The organism is Salinibacterium sp. SWN167, assembly GCF_015864665.1.
Classification (GTDB): domain Bacteria; phylum Actinomycetota; class Actinomycetes; order Actinomycetales; family Microbacteriaceae; genus Rhodoglobus.
On record NZ_JADYWU010000001.1, the window covers coordinates 318963 to 338698 of the forward strand.

The window sequence follows — 19736 nt, forward strand, 5'->3', positions numbered from 1 at the left end:
CGCCGCCGGATGACGCGGTCACCCGAATAGCGTGAAGCTCGGGGCTGCGTGCGAAATCACACTGCCACTCGCCTGGTGCCGGATAATCCTCGACCGACGACAAGGGGCCCAGCTTTACTAGGCCCTGTTAGATCAGTGTGGTGAGAACTCCACCATCTGCGCGAACTGCCGCCCCGTTTGTTGCCGAAGACCGGGGGCTGGCTAGGTAAAGAGCAAGGTTCGCGATCTCAGTCGGGTCGATGAATCGCTGGAGAAGAGAAGTTGTGTTGCCGCCGATGATTGCGGCTTTCATGTCGTCTGCAGAGATCGCCTGTGCGGCAGCGATCTCGTTGACGGCGTTTGCCACGCCGTCGGAATAGGTTGGTCCTCCGAGGATCGTGTTTACCGTCACGTTTGTGCCGCGTGTGAGCTTCGAGAGCCCGTTGCTCAGGGCGAGGTTTGCCGCTTTAGTGAGACCGTAGTGGACCATGTCCGCGGGGATGTTCACTCCCGACTCGCTGCCGATAAATATGATCCGACCCGAGTTTTTTGCGATCATGCCGCCTAGTACATGCCGCGAGAGCCGCACACCACTCATGACGTTCACCTCGAAATAGTGTTGCCACTCTGAATCGGGAATGTCTTTGAAGGGTGACAGCTCAAAGAGCCCAACATTGTTCACCAGAATGTCGATGTCGCCTAGCTGCTCGAGCAGGTGTTCGGTCTCAGGGGCATCACTGAGGTCCGCGACGATCCCGGAGACGGTTCCGCCCGGTTCGGATGCTTGGAGTTGGGCAACTGCTTCGTGAAGCTTGGCTTCGCTCCGCCCATTAATCGTCACGTCAACGCCCTCGGCGAGCATCGCCTGGGCAATCGCGTAGCCGATTCCTTGAGTCGATCCGCTGATGAACGCCTTCTTGCCCCTGAGTTGCATATCCACAATTTCTCCTGCTCTCGATGAGTAACGACGAGCCCGTTTCACTTTCCCAAGCAAGTAAAACTGATCCTGATTGACTTTCTTGGTAAAGTCAAATTGCGGTGACTTCCCTCGATTTCAGGTAATCTTCAGCCATGACAGATCTCAGCCCTGCGCCAGCTTTCGACGATGAAAAGCTCGAGACCTGGGCGGCGTTGGCGACGCTTCTCGAGTGGCTGCCAGCAGCCCTCGATTCCCAGATGCAGCGCGACTCCGATCTCACGCACTTCGAATACGGCATTATGTTCGCACTTTCGGATGCCGCTGACTGCACCCTCCGGATGAGCACGCTCGCTACCTATTCGAACAGCTCGCTGTCGCGCCTTTCGCGGGCGGTTGCGCGGCTAGAGACCAAAAACTGGGTATGCCGTGTTCCCGACCCCAGCGATGGCAGATACACGCTTGCAAGCCTGACTGATCGCGGTAGAGAAAAGGTCGAACAGGCAACCCCCGGCCACGTTGAACTCGTGAGCCGCCTTGTTTTCGACGCCCTAACGCCGACGCAAACCCGGCAGCTGCACAACATCAGCCTACGAATCACCTCAGCTATCCGCGCCGAGGGTGGCTGGCAGCCATGATGAGCCGCCCCCGCTCAGGTGCTTGTTGGCTGGAGGTCTGCTCTTTCTGATGTTGAGTCGACAGAGCAGCCGGACATCGATGTCGCAGTCTTATCCGTCGTTCTGCTCCGCATTGGCCGGTGTGTGGGTCGGGAAGTCTGTCTCTCCGATGCCGCCGGGTCCGTAGAAAGCTTCAATAAACCCACGCGCTTCAGCGACCAGTTCGCTTGCGGTGATCTGAGCAGAAGATCGAGCCACAGTGAAACCGTACGTTCCTCCGGCTGGACCGTTGAGCCAATTTAAGTCGTAACTCATTGCTCCGCCCGGTTGAATTCGCTCGCTGATTCGGAACAACTCACCCCGAATCTCGACTTCGAATGAATCCATTACGCGATTCTAGGCTCGATAAGCGCGAGCTCGACCCGGCAGCCACGCGAACGCCGTTGCGATTAACGGCCGGTGACCTGCTGAAGCGGTACTCATTGCACTAGATAATGCTATATTTGTATAGCATCCAGAGGAGGATTCCATGCCGCAAATCAATCTTCGCGTTGACGATGAGACGGAGCATCGCCTGCAGAACTTGTCTGCGCGCACTGGCCGGTCGAAAACTTTTTATGCGACCGAGGCATTGACGCAATATCTGGACGAGAACGAAGACTACCTCCTGGCAAAAGATGCACTCGAGGAATTCACTCAGTCCAATGACGATGCGATCGACCTTGCTGACGTGGTCTGGCCTGCGTGAGCTACGCGATCAGATTCACCCCGAAGGCAGCGAAGCAAGTTACAAAACTCGACCCCACGGCAGCGAAGCGCATCCGTGGCTTTCTTGAACAAAAACTTGCTCGCCTCGACAACCCGCGGTTGCTCGGCAAAAAGCTCGTGAACGAGGAGTTCTGGCGTTATCGAGTCGGTGACTACCGCATCCTCACAGCTATCGACGACGATCAGATTCTCATCCTCATCGTTGAGGTTGCACACCGTCGTGAGGTCTATAACAAGCTCTGAACACAGAAGCACTCTTCGAAGACGCCAAGACAAACAGTTCGGTCGCGCGAGGGGTGCATCACGGCACGTTCTCGGCATCTCCAGAAACAACTGTTGGCACCCACCGACGAGGATGGATGCCAACAGTCTGCTGGGGAAGAACTAGCGGCCGAGCCAGCCGCCATCTACGTTGAGGATGGCGCCCGAGACGTAGTCGGAGGAGCGCGAGGCGAGGAACACGGTGGCACCCGCGAGGTCGCTGCCGACGCCCCAACGACCAGCGGGGATGCGGTCGAGGATTGCCTTCGAGCGGTCGGGGTCGTCTTGCAGCGCCTGGGTGTTGTCGGTGGCGATGTAGCCGGGGGCGATCGCGTTGACGGTGATGCCCTTGCCCGCCCACTCATTCGAGAGTGCCTTGGTGAGGCCGGCGATGCCCGACTTTGCTGCGGTGTAGCCGGGAACGTTGATGCCGCCCTGGAAGCTGAGCAGCGATGCCGTGAAGATGATCTTGCCGCGACCGCGCTCAATCATCGAGCGGGCGATGGCCTGCGTGAGCGTGAACTGGCTCGACAGATTCACCTGAATGACCCGATCCCACAGCTCGGTGGGGTGGTCGACGGCGGGGGCGCGCTCGATGGTTCCGGCATTGTTGACGAGGATGTCGACGTTGCGGGTCGATAGGGTTTCGCCCAGCGCCGCTACGGCATCCGGGTCGGCAAAGTCGCACGCGATGCCCTCGAAAGTGCGGCCGTACGAGGTGACTGCCTTTTCGATGTCGCTGCCCGAAGCTTCGATCGTGGCGCTGACGCCGATGATGTTCGCGCCGGCGGCGGCGAGTGCCTCGGCCATGGCGAAGCCGATTCCGCGACGGGCGCCGGTGACGACCGCGGTGGTTCCGGTGAGGTCAAACATGCCGTTCACGGGGTTGCCTTTCTCTGTCGTGCTCACTTTTGGCCCGCGACATCCACGAGAATCTTCATCGCTTTGCCGGCGGCAAGGTCAGCGAAAGCTTCGCTGGTTTGCGACAGCGGCACAATGCGCGTGATCAACAGATCGGCCGGGATGACGCCACCATCAAGCAGTTCAATGGCCTTTTCGAAGTCGGTGCGCTGGTAGACGCGCGCTCCCATAATCGTGAGTTCGCGCCAGAAGACGCGCTGCAGGTTGATCTCGCGAGGCGTGGGGTGGATGGCGACAACCACGAGAGTTCCGCGCACCTTCGCGAGGTCGGTGGCGCCGAGCACGGCCGCCGCAGCACCCGAAACTTCGAAGACCACGTCGGCACCGGCATCCGCGGTCCACTCGTTGACCCAGGCGACCTGATCAACTTCGAGAGGGCTGAGGGTTGTGAAGCCGAGGGCGTCGATCTGAGCACGGCGGGCAGCATCGATTTCGATGACGGCAACCTCAGCGCCAAACTCGCGTGCGACGGAGGCGATGAGAACACCGATGGGGCCGCCGCCGATAATCACGGCCTTGTCGCCGGGCTTCAATCCCGAACGGCGAACATCGTGCACGGCAACAGCGGTGGGTTCGACGAGCGCAGCGTGATCGAGGCGCAGCTCGGGCGGCAACGCAACGAGCGTTTCGGCGGGAACATTCCACTTGCCCTGAAGGGCGCCGGGGGAGTCGATGCCGATGAAGTCGAGGTTCTGGCAGATGTGCTGGTTGCCGGCGAGGCAGGCGGGGCAGGTGTTGTCCCACGAGAGCGGCATGACCGTGACGTGGTCGCCGACGTTCCAGCCGTCAACGCCGTTACCGAGAGCGGAAATGGTGCCGCTCATCTCGTGACCAAAGGTCAAAGGCATTTGCACGCGGGCATCCATATTGCCGTGCAGGATGTGCATATCAGTGCCGCACAGTCCGTTGTAGGCGACCGCAATTTGAACTTCGCCGGCGGCCGGAGGCTTCGGTTCGTACTCTTTGACCTCAAGGCGTTGCTCGCCTACATAACTCACGCTCAGCACTGGTGCGCTCCTTTGCGATTAGTGGTGCGCGCGGGTCGAGTGGAAGCCGGATGCCGGAATGCGGCCCGTCTGAAGCACTGTTTCCCTTGCGCCTATTTCTGCGTCATACTAGCATGATCAAACGATTGTTCACGAGTATCTACAGAAGGCTGAACAGCAATGACTGACCACCACGGCGCACCAACGGAGTCTGCGCCACTGGACCGCCCCCTCGAGGGAATCCTTGTTCTGGACTTCAGCCAATTCTTGGCCGGACCAGTCGCAGCGATGCGTCTCGCCGACCTCGGAGCCCGCGTCATCAAGATCGAACGCCCCGGCACGGGAGACATCGGTCGCACCCTCGCTTTCGCCGGTCGCGAGTTCGACGGCGACACTGTTTCGTTCCACGCGATGAACCGCAACAAGGAGTCGATCACCGCTGACCTCAAGGTCGCCGACGACCTCGCCTACGTGAAAGAGCTCGTCGAGCGTGCCGACGTGATCATCCAGAATTTCCGCCCCGGCGTAATGGAGCGCATCGGGCTCGACTTTGAATCCGTGCGCGCCATCAACCCCGGCATCGTCTACGCCAGCGCGACCGGCTATGGCGAAGAGGGCCCGTGGAAGGATCGCCCGGGGCAAGACCTGCTCGCTCAGTCGATGTCGGGCATCCCGTGGCTCAACGGCTCGAAGACCGACGGCCCCGTGCCGGTCGGGCTCTCGATCGCCGACCACCTGATGAGCTGCCACATCGCCCAGGGAGTGACCGCGCTTCTCGTGCGCAAGTTCCGCACCGGCAAGGGCGGCCTCGTGCAAACCAGCCTGCTCGAAGCGATGCTCGACCTGCAGTTCGAGCTGCTGAGCACCAAGCTCAACGACGACAGCATCACGGTGCAGCGCCACGGCGAACACTCGGCTCACGCTTTTCTCGCGGCGCCGTACGGCACGTATCCCACCACTGATGGTTACATCGCGATGGCCATGAATCCGCTGCCGAAACTGGGCGACCTGCTTGGCATTGCAGAACTCAGCGCCATGCTCGACCCGCAGCTCGCCTGGGATCGCCAAGAGTATGTCGAAGAAGTTCTCGCCGCGCACTTCGCGACCGGCACCACCCAGCAGTGGCTCGACATTCTCGATGCCGGCGACGTGTGGTGCGCTCCCGTACTCACGCTCGACGAACTGCTGGCCTCGGGCGGTTTCGAAGCGATTCGGATGACGCAGCCCGTCAGCCGCGGAGGCAACGACCTGTTGACCACCCGCAGTCCCATCCGCGTTGACGGCCAGATTCTCACGAGCACTAAAGCGGCCCCGACTCTCGGAGAAGACAACGACAGCGTGCGGGCCGAGTTCCCGTCGCGCGCTGCTGCTGCCGCCGGTGCCGCCAGCGCTGCCGGTGCCGCTCCCGCCGCAACCGCAACGCAGGAGGCCTCCGCATGAGCCCGACCGTCATCCGCGGAATGACCTGGGAACACGAGCGCGGCTGCGGCAGCGTCGTGAAGGCCGCCGAAGCGTATCGCTCGGTTGCTCCCGATATTGAGGTGCAGTGGGAGTACCGCTCACTGCAGGCTTTTGCCGACCAAGATCTGGAGAGTCTGGTTGAGCAATACGACCTGCTCGTGATCGATCATCCGCACATTCCGGTTGCGGCAGAAGACAAACTCTTCACGCCGCTGAACGGGCGCGGCTTTGACGCCGAGTTGGCCACGCTGGCAACGCAGTCGGTGGGCCGTTCGCACGAGTCGTACCAACACCTCGGCCAGCAGTGGGGCCTCGCGCTCGATGCTGCCGCGCAGGTTGCCGCGTACCGCCCTGACCTTCTCGAGGCACCGCCGCGCACCTGGCCTGAGGTGATCGCGCTCGCCGAAGAAGGCCGGGTACTGTGGCCGTTCAAGCCCGTCGACTCGTACTCGAGCCTCATCACGATTGCGGCAGGACTCGGCGAAGACCCGATGGCGACGCCCGGTGTCTTCCTCTCCGAAGACGTGCTGACCCGCTCGATGGAACTGCTCACGCGTCTGGCCCGCTTGGTGCCCGCCGACAACGCCGGCTTCAACCCGATCCAAGTTGCTGATGTGCTCGCCGAGAGCGACACCTTCGCGTACTCGCCGCTGCTCTTCGGCTACACAAACTATTCGCGTGCCGGCTACCGGTCGAATCGCGTTCAGTACATCGACATCCCGAGCTCGACGCGCGGCCTTGCCGGTTCGCTGCTCGGTGGGGCCGGAATCGCGGTCTCTTCACGAAGCAAGGTCATGGATGCCGCGATTGCGCACGCCTTCTGGCTCGCCTCGGGTGACGTGCAAGAGAGCTCGTATTACGACGGTGGCGGCCAGCCCGGCAATGCGGTGGCGTGGGAAAGCGCGCGCACCAACGCCGACAGCCTCGACTTCTTCACGGGAACACGCGCGACGCTCGAAGGTGCCTATATGCGCCCTCGCTTCGCGACCTACATCGAACTACAGAATGCGGTCTCCCCGCTCGTGACCTCAGCCCTCCTGGGCGAAATCACAATCGCTGAACTACGCGAACGCCTCGATGAGGGCGTCGCAGAATGGCTGGTGCGCTGATGCTCACGAAAGACCGCTGGTATGACGACCATGAGGTAGGCGAGCGCCGCGAAACCGTCGGCCGCACCATCACCGAAGCCGACATCGTGCTGCACGCTGGCCAGACCGGCGACTTCTTTCCGCACCACATGGATGCCGAATGGATGGCAACGCAGCCCGCCGGTCAGCGGATCGCCCACGGCACCCTCATCCTCTCCGTCGCGGTGGGAATGACGGCGGGCGACATCAACCCGCAGGCGATGAGTTATGGGTATGACCGCATCCGCTTCATCCGCCCCGTTTTTATCGGCGACACCATTCGAGTGACGGCGGAGATCAACGAGATGTCGTTGCACGCGAAGCGACCGGAGGAGGCGGGCTACCTGCACGAGCTGGTGACGGTAACCAACCAACATGGTGACACTGTGATGGTTCTTACTCATCTTTATTTGGTCAATCGACGTACCAGCGAGTAGTTGCCCGAATACACTGGCAACCATGGCTACCTTGAGTGATGTTGCGACCCGCGCCGGAGTTTCGGTGTCGGCGGTTTCCCGAGTGCTGAGCGAAAAGCCCGGCGTGCGGGTAAGCGTGGCAACCCGGCAGCGCATTCACGATGCCGCCAAAGAACTCAACTACCGCCCCAACTTCACGGCGCGGGCGCTCAAGTCATCGCGCACGCACGCGGTCGGCCTTGTCGTGCCCGGCGTCACGAACGCCATCTTCGCCGAGCTCATGCGCGGTGTCGAAGAGGAAGCCAGAACCAAGGATTACATGGTGCTGATCGCGAGCACCGAACGGTTGCCCGAGGGCGAAGAGTCCATCCCGCGCCTCATGGGCGAGGGCCGAGTCGATGGTGTTCTCGTGCAGTTCGGCGACCACTTGAGTGGCGACGACCTGCGCACCGTGACCGACAGCGGCCTGCCCGTGATCTCCATCAACACGATCAACCCCGGCAAGGGCGGTTCCGTTCGCGTTGAAGATGAGGCCGGGATGCGCCTGGCGACCGAGCACCTCATCGAACTTGGTCACGCCCGTATCGGCTACGCCGGCGGTGTGCCGACATCAGAGTCGGGCCAGCGTCGTCTCGCCGGGTTCATGGAAGCGATGGCGACCGCGAAGCTCACTGTTGAGCCCGAACTCGTCACCGACTTTGGTTACTACCCCAAGCAGGGTGCTCAAGCTTTGGATGCCATGGCCGAGCTCTCGACACCTCCCACCGCGGTGGTGGTGGCGAACATCAACGCCGCGCACGGTGTGCTTTCCGAAGCACGACGGCTGGGCATCCGCGTTCCTGAAGACATGTCGATCGTCGCGATGCACGACACCTGGACCGCTGAAATTGCGTGGCCGCCACTCACGTGTGTTCGCTTGCCCCTCTATGAACTGGGCCGCGCCGCGATGGCGAGCCTGTGGGACAACATCAACTCCGGCACCGCCGAAGACCGCGTTATCGCCGATCCAGCACCGGAGCTGATCGTGCGCGAATCAACTGCGCCACCCGCGCGCTAACACTCCCTGGAGAAACCACTAGTGAAGACCAGATCAACTCAGCGTGGACTTGAACTGACCGAAATCGGCCTCGGTGCCGCCCAGCTCGGCAACCTCTATCGCGAAACCACCGACGCCGAAGTCGAAGAGGGCGTAGCTGCGGCCTGGGATGCTGGCGTTCGCTACTTTGACACCGCCCCGCACTACGGGCTGGGGTTCTCCGAGCGTCGCCTGGGCGAACAGCTGCGCACCCACCCGCGCGACGAATACGTCATCTCCAGCAAGGTCGGCAAGCTTCTCGTGCCCAACCCCGGTGGAGAAGACCGGATGGATGACCAGGGTTTCGCCGTGCCCGCCGTCACCAAACGACAGTGGGATTTCAGTCGCGACGGCATCCTCCGCTCAGTCGAAGAATCTCTCGCCCGCACCGGACTCGACCACATCGATGTGCTCTACATGCACGACCCCGACGACCACTTTGAGCAAGCGTCGACGGAGGGCATCGCGGCTCTCATCGAGCTACGCGAACAGGGCGTGGTGAAAGCCGTCGGTGCGGGCATGAACGCGGCGGCGCCGTTAGCTGAGCTAATTCGCCGTGCGGACGTCGACCTCGTGATGTGCGCTGGCCGCTTCACTCTCATCGATGATTCGGCGCTCGCCGACCTGATGCCCCTCGCGCTCGAGCGCAACGTTGGCGTCGTTGTCGCCGGGGTCTACAACTCCGGGCTCTTGGGTCGAAACCGCCCCAGCCCCGATGCGACCTTCGACTACGAACCCGTGCCGCCGGCAATTCTCGAGAGGGCCAATCGGGTAGCTGACGCGTGTGAAGCCCACGGCGTGACGCTGCCGGAAGCGGCCATCGCTTACGTGCTGCGGCATCCGGCGGTCGTCTCGGTGGTGGTCGGCGCTCGCGGTGGCGACCAGGTGCGTTCAAACATTGAGCGCTACGAAACCGCGATGCCTGAGGGACTCTGGGCTGACCTCGAAGCTGCCGGGTTGGTTGCTGCGCTCTAACTTCGCGTGACGACCGCTCATTTACGGATGCGGTCTCACGTGCTTGTGATCAAACGATTGATCAGATACCGTGACCACTATCGCTCGCTATTAGAAATGAGGAGCCCTTTCCATGGGACTCACTGACACAGCCCTAACCATTACCGCCGTGCGCGCAGTGTTGCTTTCGCACCGGTACCAGCCCGGAGAAGAACTGACGTGGGTAGGTGGCACCATTTGGTCGTGGGATGCCGCGCTCGTCGAAGTAACCCTCTCTGACGGAACCACCGGAGTCGGAGAAGCGGGAGCGGGCATCATGGCCGCCGCCGCCGTGCCCGGAATCGTCGATGCCTTCCGCCCCTACGTTCTCGACCACGAGTTCGCTCACCCGCTCGAAGTTGCTGACCACCTGCGCGCGTACACCGCCTTCTGGGCGCGGGGCGGCATGCTCAACGGCGTTGCCGGAGCAATCGAAACCGCTGCCGTGGATGCCGTAGGCAAGCGCCTCGGCGTTCCCGCCTACGAGGTGCTCGGTGGCCTCAAGCGCGACTGGATCGAGTCGTACGCCAGTGGCGGCCTCGGCACCACGTTTGGCGAGGTTTCCGACTGGGCCGCGGCTCAGATCGAAGCCGGCTTTGGCACCGTGAAGTTCCGTGCCATGACCGATCCAGACACCACCATCAAGCTGCTCGACCACGTGACCGCGCTGCTGCCCGAGGGCGTGCAGTTCGTCATCGACGCCGTGCAGGCCTGCGCCTCTGACCCGTGGCCCGTCGACGAAGCGATTCGCGTCGGCAAGAAGGCTGCCGAACTCGGAGCCCGCTGGTACGAAGAGCCCTGCCAGGCGGATGACGTGGCGGGCTACGCCGCCGTGCGTGCCGCCGTCGACGTGCCGATCTCCGGTGTCGAATCCAACGGAACCGTGCGGGACTTCGCGCAACTGCTCGACGCCAACGCGCTCGATGTTGCTCAGCCCGACGTCACTTTCGTGGGTGGCCCGAAGGCCTTCGCTCAGGTCGCCGAGCTCGCTCACGCCACCGGCGTGAAGACCGTGCCTCACGTGTGGGGCAGCGGCGTCACGTTTGCCGCCAACCTGCACACCGTGCTTGCGAACCCCTACGTGGAGCTCTTCGAATACTGCACCCTGCCCAACCCGTTGCGCGAAGCAATGCGGGTGGAGGAGGTCGACTTCAAGGATGGCGGAATTGTGGCTCCGAAGGCTCCCGGCCTCGGCATCCAGCTGACTCCCGAAATCGAAGCGCAGTTCCCCTTCAGCCCTGGAGGTGGACATGTCATCCGCTAACGCCGTCAGCGCCGCCGCCAACGATTCAGGCTTCACGCCGCTGCCCGGTGACGAACGCCTGACGACCGCGATTCTCAGTGACTCGTGTGACGAATCCGGGCTGCGCAACCAGGTTCTCAACCAGCGTTTTGCTCCGATCACGCCCGGTTCGCGTGCCTTCGGGCGTGCCCGCACCGTGCGGTTCGCTCCGGCACTCGAGTCAGATCTCGACGATCCGTATAAGGAGTCGATCGACTTCATCGACGGCATCGGCGCTGGTCAGATGATCGTGATCGCCACCGACAACAGCAACGACTCGGGCTTCTGGGGCGAACTGTTTAGCGCGGCGGCCCTGGGTGCGAAGGCCTCCGGAGTCATCACCGACGGTAACCTGCGCGACACCGACAAGATTGCCGAACTCGGCTTTCCGTCGTTCTCGCGCTCGCGTCGCCCGATCGACTTCCGTGCCCGGATGCGCGTAATCGCCTCGGACGTTGTTGTCGAGTTGGCGGGGGTACTCATTGCTCCCGGCGACCTCGTGATGGCGGATGACGATGGTGCCGTGGTGATTCCGCGGGCGCACGAAGAGGAAGTTCTCACGCGCGCTCGTACGCGGGCGGCCAACGAATCGACGGTTCTGGCTGAACTGCTCGCCGGAGATTCGTTGCGCACCGTATGGGAACGGCACGGGATTCTCTAAACTAGCCACGAGTGAGAGGTAGTTATCGTGACTTTTCCAGTAATCGACGCCCATCAGCACATTTGGAACCCCCATCGGGCTCACTATGACTGGCTCGATGAATCCCTCGCCCCCATCAATCAGGTGATGACGCTCGATCAGCTCCTGCCCGAGTTGCGGGCTGCCGGCGTCGATTACACCGTTCAGGTGCAATCGGCCGACAACTTCGATGACACGCGCTTGATGACGGAGTGCGCGGCCGCCAACCATGAAGTCGCGGCGATCGTGGGCTACGCGCCCATCGATCGGCCCGAGCAGGCGGCCCGCACGGTGGAGTCGTGGGAGGGCGACACCCGCATGGTCGGGGTGCGCACTCTCATCCACAATCAGGAAGATCCGGAGTGGTTGCTGCGACCCAACGTCGATGAGGGGCTCACGGTGCTGGAACGCGCCGGGCTCACCTTCGACGTGGTCGCGGTGCTCCCTGAGCACTTGGCGATCATCCCGGAGTTGTCGCGGCGGCATCCGGAACTTCGTATGGTCATTGACCATTTGGCCAAGCCGCCCATCGGGCTTGCCGATCGTGAGCCCTGGCGGTCAGCAATTGCTGAGGCCGCCCAGAACCCGAATGTGTACGCGAAGGTCAGCGGCCTCTATTCGGCAGCGGGAGATCCGCAGCAGTGGACGACCGAATATGTGCGGCCGTTCTTCGATCGAGCTCTCGACGTGTTCGGCCCGTCCCGCCTGATGTACGGCGGAGACTGGCCGATTTCGGTGCTCGCCGGCGGCTATACCCGCGTCTGGCAGGGGCTCCAGCCCCTCTTTGACAGTGTGGATGCCGCTGACCGCGAGCAGTTGCTTGGCCGTACCGCTGCGGAGTTCTACGGCATCGATCCCGCTCGTCTCGGCCGCTAGCGCGCCGAAGCGGGCAGCAACAGATAACAGTTGAAAAACCTTTGATCAAACGTTTGCACAACTTCCAAGGTTGGTATAACGTTTGAGCACCGGAGAAACCGAGCCGTTCCAGCGGCTCGCAGCTCTCCACTACGAAGCAGTAGTAACCCTCACCAAGGAGTGTCAATGAAGACGAAGAGGTTCCTTTCCGCCAGTGCAGGAGTGGCCATTATTTCCGCCGCTGCACTCGTTCTATCCGGCTGTTCAGCTGATGGAGGCGCCACCGCCCCCGAGCAGACTGACTCGGGTGGAAAAATCACGGTATGGGTTGACCCGCCCCGTGTTCCCGCCGCAGAAGCTTTCCAGGAAGCTCACCCGGAGATCGAAATCGACGTTGTTCAGATTGACGGAACCGTCGGTGGACAGACGGTGAAGCAGGCTTTCGCGAACTTCGACTCCGCTGGCTCAGGATGGCCTGACGCCATCTTCTTCCCCTCCAACGACGACATCGCGTGGGCAACTGGTGCAGCCAGCAACTACGCAGCCGACCTCACCGATCTGCTTCCCGATGTCATCGATGGTTACGACCCCGCAGTGCTCTCGTTCTGCGACATCGATGGTCAGATCCGTTGCTTGCGTAACGACGCTGCCCCCGACGTGTTCTGGTACAACAAGGCCTTCTTCGACGAGAACGGCTACACGCTGCCCACCACGTGGGAAGGCTACGGCGACCTCGCAGTACAGATCGCTGCAGAGCACCCTGACAAGATCAGCGGATTCCTCGGCGACGCCTACGCTGTGAACCGCTACCTGCAGGCTGCAGATTGCCCCACGAACGACCGCCTCTCTGAGTCGGAAGTTCACATCAACCTCGATGACCCGAACTGTGTTCGTGCTAACGAACTGCTCACGCAGATGTATGACGGTGGCGCACTCACCACTCAGGGAATCTTCGACGGTGACGCCGCAGCAGCTGGTGTCAACATGGTTATGAGCCCGGGTGCTGTCTGGTGGGGTAACTACCTCTTCCGCGACACCTGGAAGATCCCGGCTGGTCAGATGAGCGCAAGCGCACCGTTGACCTGGGAAGGCGAATCAAGCCCGACCGCCGGTAACGAAGGTGGCGGCCTCTGGGGCGTTTCCTCGCACATCACCGGAAAGCAACTCGAGAACACGCTGACCTTCGCGACGTTCGTTGCGACTGACCCGGCCTGGCAGGTTGAGCTTTCGACCGGTCTTCCCGGTTATGGCCCGATCCAGGATGCCTGGCTCGAGAAGCTCGAAGCTGACGGCTACTTCGCCGATGTCGCCTCTGTTCAGCAGGCGTTCAAGGATGCCGCTGGCGCCGTAGCACCGTACTCGTACATGCTCTACGACACCGGTGCAGCCTGGACCGAGACGGTCAGCCCCACGCTGATTGCTGACGGATCCATCAGCGACGCACTCAGCACCTTCGGTACAGAACTCGTGAACCGCGCTGACTCGGTCGGCTACACGGTCACAGCCGAATAGAAGTACCCAGCTAGGCACAGCATGTGTGGGGGTTTCAGATCCTTGAGGCCCCCACACTCTGTTCCCACTCACAACTCATAGGCGAGGACTACATGAGCAGCTCAACGCTAACCACGAAAGGCACGGAGCCACCGGCTACCGGCCCCCGTGTATCCACCACACCCCGGCATCACCGCACCCGTCATGCAGAGTCACGCGGCGCGTGGATCTTGCTCGCTCCGTACCTTGCACTGTTCCTCGTTGCTGCTGCAATCCCCATCGGCTACGCCTTCTGGATTGCCCTGCAAAAAGCACCAACTCTCGTCAACCCGGCTAGCGGGTTCGGCGGTATTGACTCGTTCATTACGGTAATCACCGACTATCGGTTCTCCGGAACGTTCATCAACATCTTCTCCGTCATGATCGTGTGGTTGCCGCTCATGATGATCGGCATCGTCGGTTTGGCCCTGCTGGTTCACGCCAGCCCCGGTCGCTTCGGCTCCACGATGCGTTTCTTCTACTTCATCCCTGGGGCGTTGAGCGGAATCGCTAACTTCGTTCTCTGGGTTTACCTGCTCCACCCCACGCAGTCGCCCCTCGCCCCGCTGTGGCAAGAGGTCGGATTCGGCTCGCTCAAGGAGATCGTCACCGATAGCAATATGCCGATGATCCTCACCGGGATGCTTTTCTTCCAGGGCGTCGGAACGTGGATCATCGTCGTCAACGGTGGCCTCAACGGCATCCCCGACGAGATCTTCGAAGCCGCCAAGATCGACGGCGCCAACGCCTGGGACCTCGCGTGGCACATTAAGCTGCCGCTCATCCGCCCGTGGATCGGCTACGCGGCCCTCATGAACTTGGCCTACGGTTTCCAGCTCTTCCTTGAGCCCTACCTGCTTCGGCAAATCTCGTCGGGAGCGATAGCCGGTGAATGGGCGCCAACCCAGTTGGGCTACGCCTTCGCGTTTACTAACCGAAACTTTCCGGCCGCGGCCGCCCTGTCCATCATCCTGCTTGTCATTACCTTGAGCATTGGAGTCGTCATCGTGATGAAGAGCGGACTCTTCGGCGACGAGAAGGAGAAGAAGCGATGAGCAACAGCGCTCCCAATGTCGTAGGTGCCAAACACTGGACCCTCGGACGAATTGCCCGTATCACCGTCATGGTGGTCATCGCCGCCGCGTTCATCCTGCCCATCATCGGCTTCATCGCGATGGCCTTCCGCAGTCAAGAAGGCGTGCTGGCCGGCACCGATGGGTTCCTTGGTCTCGGCGGAATGTCCTGGGACAACGTCGTGTTCAGCTGGAGCCAGATCAACGGCTTCGGTCCTGGTGACGGAGGTCTCTTCACTCGCTGGGTCGGCAACTCGCTCGTCGTCGCCGTCATCGGTGGAGTGCTCGCCCTCGTCGCGGCCCTTCCGGCTGGCTACGCGCTAGCGCGGTTGCGATTCCGTGGCCGCAAGGTCATGCTCTTCGCCACACTGCTCGCGATGGTGATGCCCAACACCGTTCTCGTCATCCCGCTGTTCCTCGAAGTGAACGCGATCGGTGCTGTGGGTCAGCTCTGGCCCGTCGCCGTCATCATGGGCTTCTTCCCCTTCGGCACCTACCTCGTCTACATCCACTTCATGACGACGATGCCGCAGGAACTTGTTGAAGCCGCTCGTATCGACGGCCTTAGCGAGATCGCAACCTTCTTCTACGTGGCGTTGCCCATCTCGAAGCAGGTTGTCGCCCTCGTCGCGTTCTTCTCTTTCGTAGCGAACTGGACGAACTTCTTCCTTCCGCTCGCGCTGCTTACCTCGAGCCAAGAGAACAAGACGATCTCGATCGGTATCCAAGAGCTCATCGGTGCCAGCCCGCTGTTCAACGCCACAGTGGCAGCCGGCCTCGATGTGAAGCTCTACATGCCGCAGCTCGCGCTTGCGACGTTCCTCTCGATGATCCCGCTGCTGATTGTGTTCCTCACAGCGCAGCGCTTCCTTATTCGTGGACAAACCGTTGGTGCGGTGAAGGGATAACAATGAAACGAGTAGCCCAGGTCATCGGCCTCCCGCCCGAGAACCGCGAAGAGTACGAGCGATACCACGCCGCGGTGTGGCCAACGATTCTCGAGCGGCTGTCGGCCAGCAACATCCACAACTATTCGATCTATCGCCACGGCGACCTGCTGTTCTCGTACTTCGAGTACACGGGTGATGACTACGAAGCTGATCAGGCGGCCATCGCGGCCGACCCGGAAACGCAACGCTGGTGGGCACTGCAAGAACCACTGCAGCGGCCGCTGGATGACCGGGCCGAGGGCGAGTGGTGGAAAGAGCTGCCCGAGGTCTTCCACCTTGACTAACTAGCTAACTACGCAGCCCGCGCATCGCAGCGCACCCAGACGCGCCTCACCAGCGCACATACCTTTTACCGGTTCTGAGCAAGGAGAACTCTTCAGCATGACTACTATCACCAGCGTTGACGTCTATGACGTGCGTTTTCCGACGTCGCTCACCGCCGACGGCTCAGACGCCATGAACAAGGATGGCGACTACTCGGCCGCCTATGTTGTACTCCGCACTGACGAAAAGGGCGTCGCGGGCTACGGCTTCACCTTCACCATTGGTCGAGGAAACGACATCTGTGCGCTCGCTGCCGAGCAGCGCGCTGCACCGCTCGTGGGCCGGGATGTTGACGAGATCGTTGGCGACCTTGGCGGTATCTACCGTGAGCTGAAGTCTGACTCGCAACTGCGCTGGCTCGGGCCAGAAAAGGGTGTCGAGCACTTGGCGATGGCTGCCGTGATGAACGCCGTCTGGGATCTCGCTGCCCGTCGGGCGAACAAGCCGCTGTGGCGGTTGCTCGCGGACATGACCCCCGAGCAACTTGTCGACACTGCCGACTTCCAGTACCTCACCGACGCCCTCACTAAGGAGGAAGCGATCGCGATGCTGAGCGAACTCGCTCCCACCAAGGAACAGCGCATCGCCGAGCTCACCGAGTCGGGCTACCCCTGCTACACGACGAGTGCCGGCTGGTTGGGTTACTCGGATGAGAAGCTTCGTCGTCTCTGCCAGGAGGCCGTGGATGCTGGCTACCGCCACATCAAACTGAAGGTCGGAGCGAACCTCGACGAGGACATCCGCCGCTGCCGCATCGCCCGCGAAGTGATCGGCGATGACGCCAAGCTCATGATCGACGCCAATCAGGTGTGGGATGTCGACGAGGCGATCGACTGGGTGAAGGCGCTCGCCGAGTTCAAGCCGCTGTGGATCGAAGAGCCGACGAGCCCGGATGACGTGCTCGGCCACGCCACGATCCGCAAGGCTGTCGCCCCGATCGGTGTCGCCACGGGAGAGCACGGCATGAACCGGGTGCTCTTCAAGCAGATGTTCCAGGCTGAAGCGATCGATTTCTGCCAGCTCGACTCTGCCCGCCTCGCCGGCCCGAACGAGATCATTGCCGTGTACCTGATGGCTAAGAAATTTGGTGTTCCGGTCTGCCCGCACGCGGGTGGCGTTGGCCTCTGCGAGCTCGTGCAGCACCTCTCGATCTTTGACTACGTTGCTGTGTCGGGCACGCTCGAGAACCGGGTGACCGAGTTCGTCGACCACCTGCACGAGCACTTCGTTGACCCCTGCATCGTCGAAAACGGCGCCTACCGGGTGCCGATGGCACCGGGCTACTCGGCTCAAATGCACGAGTCGTCGCTTGCCGAGTTCTCGTTCCCCGCGGGTAGCTACTGGGCGGGTGTCGCTGCGTCTGTCGTGTCGTAGGGTTCTCGGAGTCTTTGGGGCGCTTCGCGGTAGACCAGTTGGGTGAGTTGCACTCGCCGCATCATGGCGATTAATGCTCGCTTATTGAGCCTCGCATCCCAGTAATACCGTGGGGTTTAGGGCAATCAACCCGGGCTTTCGTCAACCCGCCACGCCGCGTGGCCCCCAAAATGGGGGTACGGTTCACGGTGTGAGGGGAGTATGTTCTCCACTACCCCCTTTAGGGGGGGTCAGTGGTACCAGAGCAGTTTAACCAACCCGCCCCGCAGTGCGTGCCGATCAGTGCGCCACCTCCGAGCGCGCCCCCGCAGCGCTCCTATTAGCGTCCCCAATGTCGACACCCGAAATGTCGTGATCCCGATGCAAGCCATAACCGAATCTCCCCTGTCCTCCGCCCAGCAGCTGCACCACACGCCTGTGCAACGCCCGCATGTTCAGTCGTGCCAGTGCGGAAGTTGACCGATGAGCCAGCTCCGAAAACTTCCTGGATCAGAGCCCAACGATAGAGAACGAGCACACCTTCGATTAGTCGATGGTGTGGAATTTGAGCCCCACGCTCCCAGCACTCCCCACCCCGACTCCGGGGTGGTCTGGGCCCGCGCCTACCAAACACGACTGCTCATTTCGGATGCCGCCATTATCGTCGTCACGATGGTCGCAGCGGTCTTCATGCGGGCGGCCGTCGATAGCACCCCCGGCGTCATGTCAGAGTTGCCGCTAATTGTGTGGCTGGGTTTGGGCGCTATCGCGCTCGTGTGGATTCTGGTGCTCGAAGCCTTCCATACCCGGGACTGGCGCATCATTGGTTCCGGGCCCAACGAATACAAGCGTGTCATCACCGCGTGCATGACTGCCTTTGGGCTGCTCTCTGTCACAGTGCTCATCGTCGAGGTTGGCTTTCCCGGAAAAGCAACCGTGGTCACGATGGCGTTGGGCGTCGTTGGCCTTCTCGTCAGTAGGTGGTCGTGGCGTCGGTGGCTTACGACGCAACGCCGTTACGGGCATGCGCTCTCCCGCGTTGTCGTTGTCGGCACTCGTTCGGAGATCGACTACGTGGTGTCCCGGATCAAGGGAAACCTAAGCACCGCCTTTAAGCTCGTCGGCGTGCTCACCGACCCCGAAGTCAACGCCCCCACAACCGCAGGTACTCCGCACCCCTATAGCTTTACGCCCGAAGAGGTGGTGGAGGCCGCAGCGGATCTCGGGGCTGATGCGGTCATCGTCGCCGGCGATCACGGCTTTGGCAATGACTTCATCCGCAACCTCGCCTGGAGGCTAGAGGGCACCGCTGCTGAGCTGATTTTGGCGTCATGCCTTGCCAATGTGGCTGGACCCCGCATCCACTTTCGGCCAGTGGAGGGGCTGCCGCTCATTCACGTTGAGATTCCGCAGTTCGAGGGCGGCAAGCATGTCGTGAAGCGGGGGCTCGACATTGTGGTCTCCAGCATTGCCCTTCTGGTGCTGGCGCCGCTGTTCTTGCTCCTGGCGCTCATCATCCGTGCCGAAAGCCCCGGCGGTGCGTTCTACAGCCAAGTGCGCGTGGGCCGAGACCTCGAAACGTTCCGCATGTTCAAGTTCCGTTCTATGGTCTCGGATGCCGACGACAAGTTGGCTGAACTGCAAACGGAAAACGAAGGCTCCGGTGTGCTCTTCAAGCTGAAGAACGACCCCCGAGTGACCAGAGTCGGACGCTTCATCCGCAAATACTCTTTCGACGAACTGCCGCAGATCTGGAACGTCCTCAAGGGTGACATGAGCCTCGTAGGTCCCCGACCGCCCCTGCCTAGCGAAGTGCGCGCTTACAAAGGGAAGGTCAATCGTCGCCTCTACATCAAGCCAGGGCTGACCGGCATGTGGCAGATCAACGGCCGCTCCGACCTGAACTGGGAAGACAGCATGCGCCTCGACCTTTACTACGTCGAAAACTGGTCGGTCGTCGGTGACCTTGTCATCATGTGGCGAACCTTCAAAGTGCTCGTCAACCCGGTCGGAGCCTACTAATCGTGTGCGCGCTCACTGAAGTCAGAGCCGCTGAACGCTGTGGCGCGCACCACCATTCACCCCAACCAGCATGTCTCTCCCCAGACGCCCTCACTGTTGTCATCGGGAGATCGGTGAGGGCAAAACCCGTCGCTGATATGCGCCACGA

General features: G+C 61.6%; 21 protein-coding genes. 17 read left to right on the forward strand and 4 right to left on the reverse strand.

Annotated features, from left to right (window positions below):
• Window positions 1-127: 127 nt before the first annotated feature.
• The gene (locus I6E60_RS01545; protein ID WP_231601233.1) at window positions 128-913 is read right to left on the reverse strand and encodes an SDR family NAD(P)-dependent oxidoreductase; all 786 of its coding nucleotides are present in this window, start codon (window positions 911-913) and stop codon (window positions 128-130) included.
• Window positions 914-1050: 137 nt separating this feature from the next.
• Here I6E60_RS01545 and I6E60_RS01550 point away from each other — a divergent pair, with 137 nt between their 5' ends.
• Window positions 1051-1533: a MarR family winged helix-turn-helix transcriptional regulator gene (locus I6E60_RS01550; RefSeq protein WP_197178519.1), complete on the forward strand. Its 483-nt coding sequence runs from the start codon at window positions 1051-1053 to the stop codon at window positions 1531-1533.
• A 90-nt stretch (window positions 1534-1623) separates the two neighbouring features.
• Here I6E60_RS01550 and I6E60_RS01555 read toward each other — a convergent pair whose 3' ends face one another.
• Window positions 1624-1899 (reverse strand): hypothetical protein, encoded by a 276-nt coding sequence (locus I6E60_RS01555; protein ID WP_010204459.1) that lies wholly within the window; start codon window positions 1897-1899, stop codon window positions 1624-1626.
• 142 nt (window positions 1900-2041) lie between these two features.
• Between I6E60_RS01555 and I6E60_RS01560 the strand changes: the two genes are divergently transcribed.
• Together I6E60_RS01560 and I6E60_RS01565 are read left to right on the forward strand one after the other, a co-directional pair.
• Entirely contained in the window at window positions 2042-2260 is a 219-nt protein-coding gene (locus I6E60_RS01560; protein WP_010204458.1) for a TraY domain-containing protein, read from the forward strand.
• On the forward strand, window positions 2257-2523 hold the full coding sequence (locus I6E60_RS01565) for a type II toxin-antitoxin system RelE/ParE family toxin (protein WP_197178521.1): 267 nt from the start codon (window positions 2257-2259) through the stop codon (window positions 2521-2523). Before I6E60_RS01560 ends, I6E60_RS01565 begins: the two co-directional genes overlap by 4 nt.
• A 141-nt stretch (window positions 2524-2664) precedes the next feature.
• Here I6E60_RS01565 and I6E60_RS01570 read toward each other — a convergent pair whose 3' ends face one another.
• Window positions 2665-3414: an SDR family oxidoreductase gene (locus I6E60_RS01570; protein ID WP_197179985.1), complete on the reverse strand. Its 750-nt coding sequence runs from the start codon at window positions 3412-3414 to the stop codon at window positions 2665-2667.
• Window positions 3415-3446: 32 nt separating this feature from the next.
• Window positions 3447-4469, reverse strand: a complete 1023-nt coding sequence (locus tag I6E60_RS01575) for a zinc-binding dehydrogenase (protein ID WP_197178522.1) — start codon at window positions 4467-4469, stop codon at window positions 3447-3449.
• Between the two features lie 159 nt (window positions 4470-4628).
• Here I6E60_RS01575 and I6E60_RS01580 point away from each other — a divergent pair, with 159 nt between their 5' ends.
• The 14 genes from I6E60_RS01580 to I6E60_RS01645 all read left to right on the forward strand — a co-directional run bounded on the left by I6E60_RS01580 (window position 4629) and on the right by I6E60_RS01645 (window position 19588).
• Window positions 4629-5888 carry a CaiB/BaiF CoA-transferase family protein gene (locus tag I6E60_RS01580; RefSeq protein ID WP_197178523.1) on the forward strand — a complete coding sequence of 420 codons (1260 nt, stop codon included), beginning with the start codon at window positions 4629-4631 and terminating at the stop codon, window positions 5886-5888.
• A complete protein-coding gene (locus I6E60_RS01585) occupies window positions 5885-7018 on the forward strand; it encodes an extracellular solute-binding protein (protein WP_197178524.1) in 1134 nt (377 codons plus the stop codon). Before I6E60_RS01580 ends, I6E60_RS01585 begins: the two co-directional genes overlap by 4 nt.
• Window positions 7003-7473, forward strand: coding sequence for a MaoC/PaaZ C-terminal domain-containing protein (locus I6E60_RS01590; protein ID WP_197122553.1), 471 nt, complete (start codon window positions 7003-7005; stop codon window positions 7471-7473). Before I6E60_RS01585 ends, I6E60_RS01590 begins: the two co-directional genes overlap by 16 nt.
• A 22-nt stretch (window positions 7474-7495) precedes the next feature.
• Window positions 7496-8509, forward strand: a complete 1014-nt coding sequence (locus I6E60_RS01595; protein WP_197178525.1) for a LacI family DNA-binding transcriptional regulator — start codon at window positions 7496-7498, stop codon at window positions 8507-8509.
• A gap of 21 nt (window positions 8510-8530) precedes the next feature.
• Window positions 8531-9502, forward strand: a complete 972-nt coding sequence (locus I6E60_RS01600) for an aldo/keto reductase (RefSeq protein WP_197178526.1) — start codon at window positions 8531-8533, stop codon at window positions 9500-9502.
• Window positions 9503-9614: 112 nt separating this feature from the next.
• The gene (locus tag I6E60_RS01605) at window positions 9615-10784 is read left to right on the forward strand and encodes a mandelate racemase/muconate lactonizing enzyme family protein (protein ID WP_197178528.1); all 1170 of its coding nucleotides are present in this window, start codon (window positions 9615-9617) and stop codon (window positions 10782-10784) included.
• Window positions 10771-11463, forward strand: a complete 693-nt coding sequence (locus tag I6E60_RS01610; RefSeq protein ID WP_197178530.1) for an RraA family protein — start codon at window positions 10771-10773, stop codon at window positions 11461-11463. Before I6E60_RS01605 ends, I6E60_RS01610 begins: the two co-directional genes overlap by 14 nt.
• A 27-nt stretch (window positions 11464-11490) precedes the next feature.
• Window positions 11491-12357, forward strand: coding sequence for an amidohydrolase (locus I6E60_RS01615; RefSeq protein ID WP_197178532.1), 867 nt, complete (start codon window positions 11491-11493; stop codon window positions 12355-12357).
• Window positions 12358-12522: 165 nt separating this feature from the next.
• Window positions 12523-13848, forward strand: coding sequence for an ABC transporter substrate-binding protein (locus tag I6E60_RS01620; protein WP_197178535.1), 1326 nt, complete (start codon window positions 12523-12525; stop codon window positions 13846-13848).
• A gap of 92 nt (window positions 13849-13940) precedes the next feature.
• Window positions 13941-14921 carry a carbohydrate ABC transporter permease gene (locus I6E60_RS01625; protein WP_197122435.1) on the forward strand — a complete coding sequence of 327 codons (981 nt, stop codon included), beginning with the start codon at window positions 13941-13943 and terminating at the stop codon, window positions 14919-14921.
• On the forward strand, window positions 14918-15847 hold the full coding sequence (locus tag I6E60_RS01630; RefSeq protein WP_197178537.1) for a carbohydrate ABC transporter permease: 930 nt from the start codon (window positions 14918-14920) through the stop codon (window positions 15845-15847). Before I6E60_RS01625 ends, I6E60_RS01630 begins: the two co-directional genes overlap by 4 nt.
• A 2-nt stretch (window positions 15848-15849) precedes the next feature.
• A complete protein-coding gene (locus tag I6E60_RS01635; protein WP_197122439.1) occupies window positions 15850-16173 on the forward strand; it encodes an L-rhamnose mutarotase in 324 nt (107 codons plus the stop codon).
• Between the two features lie 97 nt (window positions 16174-16270).
• A complete protein-coding gene (locus I6E60_RS01640; RefSeq protein ID WP_197178539.1) occupies window positions 16271-17587 on the forward strand; it encodes an L-fuconate dehydratase in 1317 nt (438 codons plus the stop codon).
• A 537-nt stretch (window positions 17588-18124) separates the two neighbouring features.
• The gene (locus I6E60_RS01645) at window positions 18125-19588 is read left to right on the forward strand and encodes a sugar transferase (protein ID WP_307841767.1); all 1464 of its coding nucleotides are present in this window, start codon (window positions 18125-18127) and stop codon (window positions 19586-19588) included.
• Window positions 19589-19736: the final 148 nt, after the last annotated feature.

Bases quoted from the DNA above. Each gene is read 5' to 3' on its own strand.
- I6E60_RS01635 (WP_197122439.1), top strand. From the start codon at position 15,850: ATGAAACGAGTAGCCCAGGTCATCGGCCTCCCGCCCGAGAACCGCGAA.
- I6E60_RS01585 (WP_197178524.1), top strand. From the start codon at position 5,885: ATGAGCCCGACCGTCATCCGCGGAATGACCTGGGAACACGAGCGCGGC.
- I6E60_RS01640 (WP_197178539.1), top strand. From the start codon at position 16,271: ATGACTACTATCACCAGCGTTGACGTCTATGACGTGCGTTTTCCGACG.
- I6E60_RS01555 (WP_010204459.1), bottom strand. From the start codon at position 1,899: ATGGATTCATTCGAAGTCGAGATTCGGGGTGAGTTGTTCCGAATCAGC.
- I6E60_RS01620 (WP_197178535.1), top strand. From the start codon at position 12,523: ATGAAGACGAAGAGGTTCCTTTCCGCCAGTGCAGGAGTGGCCATTATT.
- I6E60_RS01605 (WP_197178528.1), top strand. From the start codon at position 9,615: ATGGGACTCACTGACACAGCCCTAACCATTACCGCCGTGCGCGCAGTG.
- I6E60_RS01580 (WP_197178523.1), top strand. From the start codon at position 4,629: ATGACTGACCACCACGGCGCACCAACGGAGTCTGCGCCACTGGACCGC.
- I6E60_RS01560 (WP_010204458.1), top strand. From the start codon at position 2,042: ATGCCGCAAATCAATCTTCGCGTTGACGATGAGACGGAGCATCGCCTG.
- I6E60_RS01595 (WP_197178525.1), top strand. From the start codon at position 7,496: ATGGCTACCTTGAGTGATGTTGCGACCCGCGCCGGAGTTTCGGTGTCG.
- I6E60_RS01625 (WP_197122435.1), top strand. From the start codon at position 13,941: ATGAGCAGCTCAACGCTAACCACGAAAGGCACGGAGCCACCGGCTACC.
- I6E60_RS01570 (WP_197179985.1), bottom strand. From the start codon at position 3,414: ATGTTTGACCTCACCGGAACCACCGCGGTCGTCACCGGCGCCCGTCGC.
- I6E60_RS01610 (WP_197178530.1), top strand. From the start codon at position 10,771: ATGTCATCCGCTAACGCCGTCAGCGCCGCCGCCAACGATTCAGGCTTC.
- I6E60_RS01550 (WP_197178519.1), top strand. From the start codon at position 1,051: ATGACAGATCTCAGCCCTGCGCCAGCTTTCGACGATGAAAAGCTCGAG.
- I6E60_RS01545 (WP_231601233.1), bottom strand. From the start codon at position 913: ATGCAACTCAGGGGCAAGAAGGCGTTCATCAGCGGATCGACTCAAGGA.
- I6E60_RS01630 (WP_197178537.1), top strand. From the start codon at position 14,918: ATGAGCAACAGCGCTCCCAATGTCGTAGGTGCCAAACACTGGACCCTC.
- I6E60_RS01590 (WP_197122553.1), top strand. From the start codon at position 7,003: ATGGCTGGTGCGCTGATGCTCACGAAAGACCGCTGGTATGACGACCAT.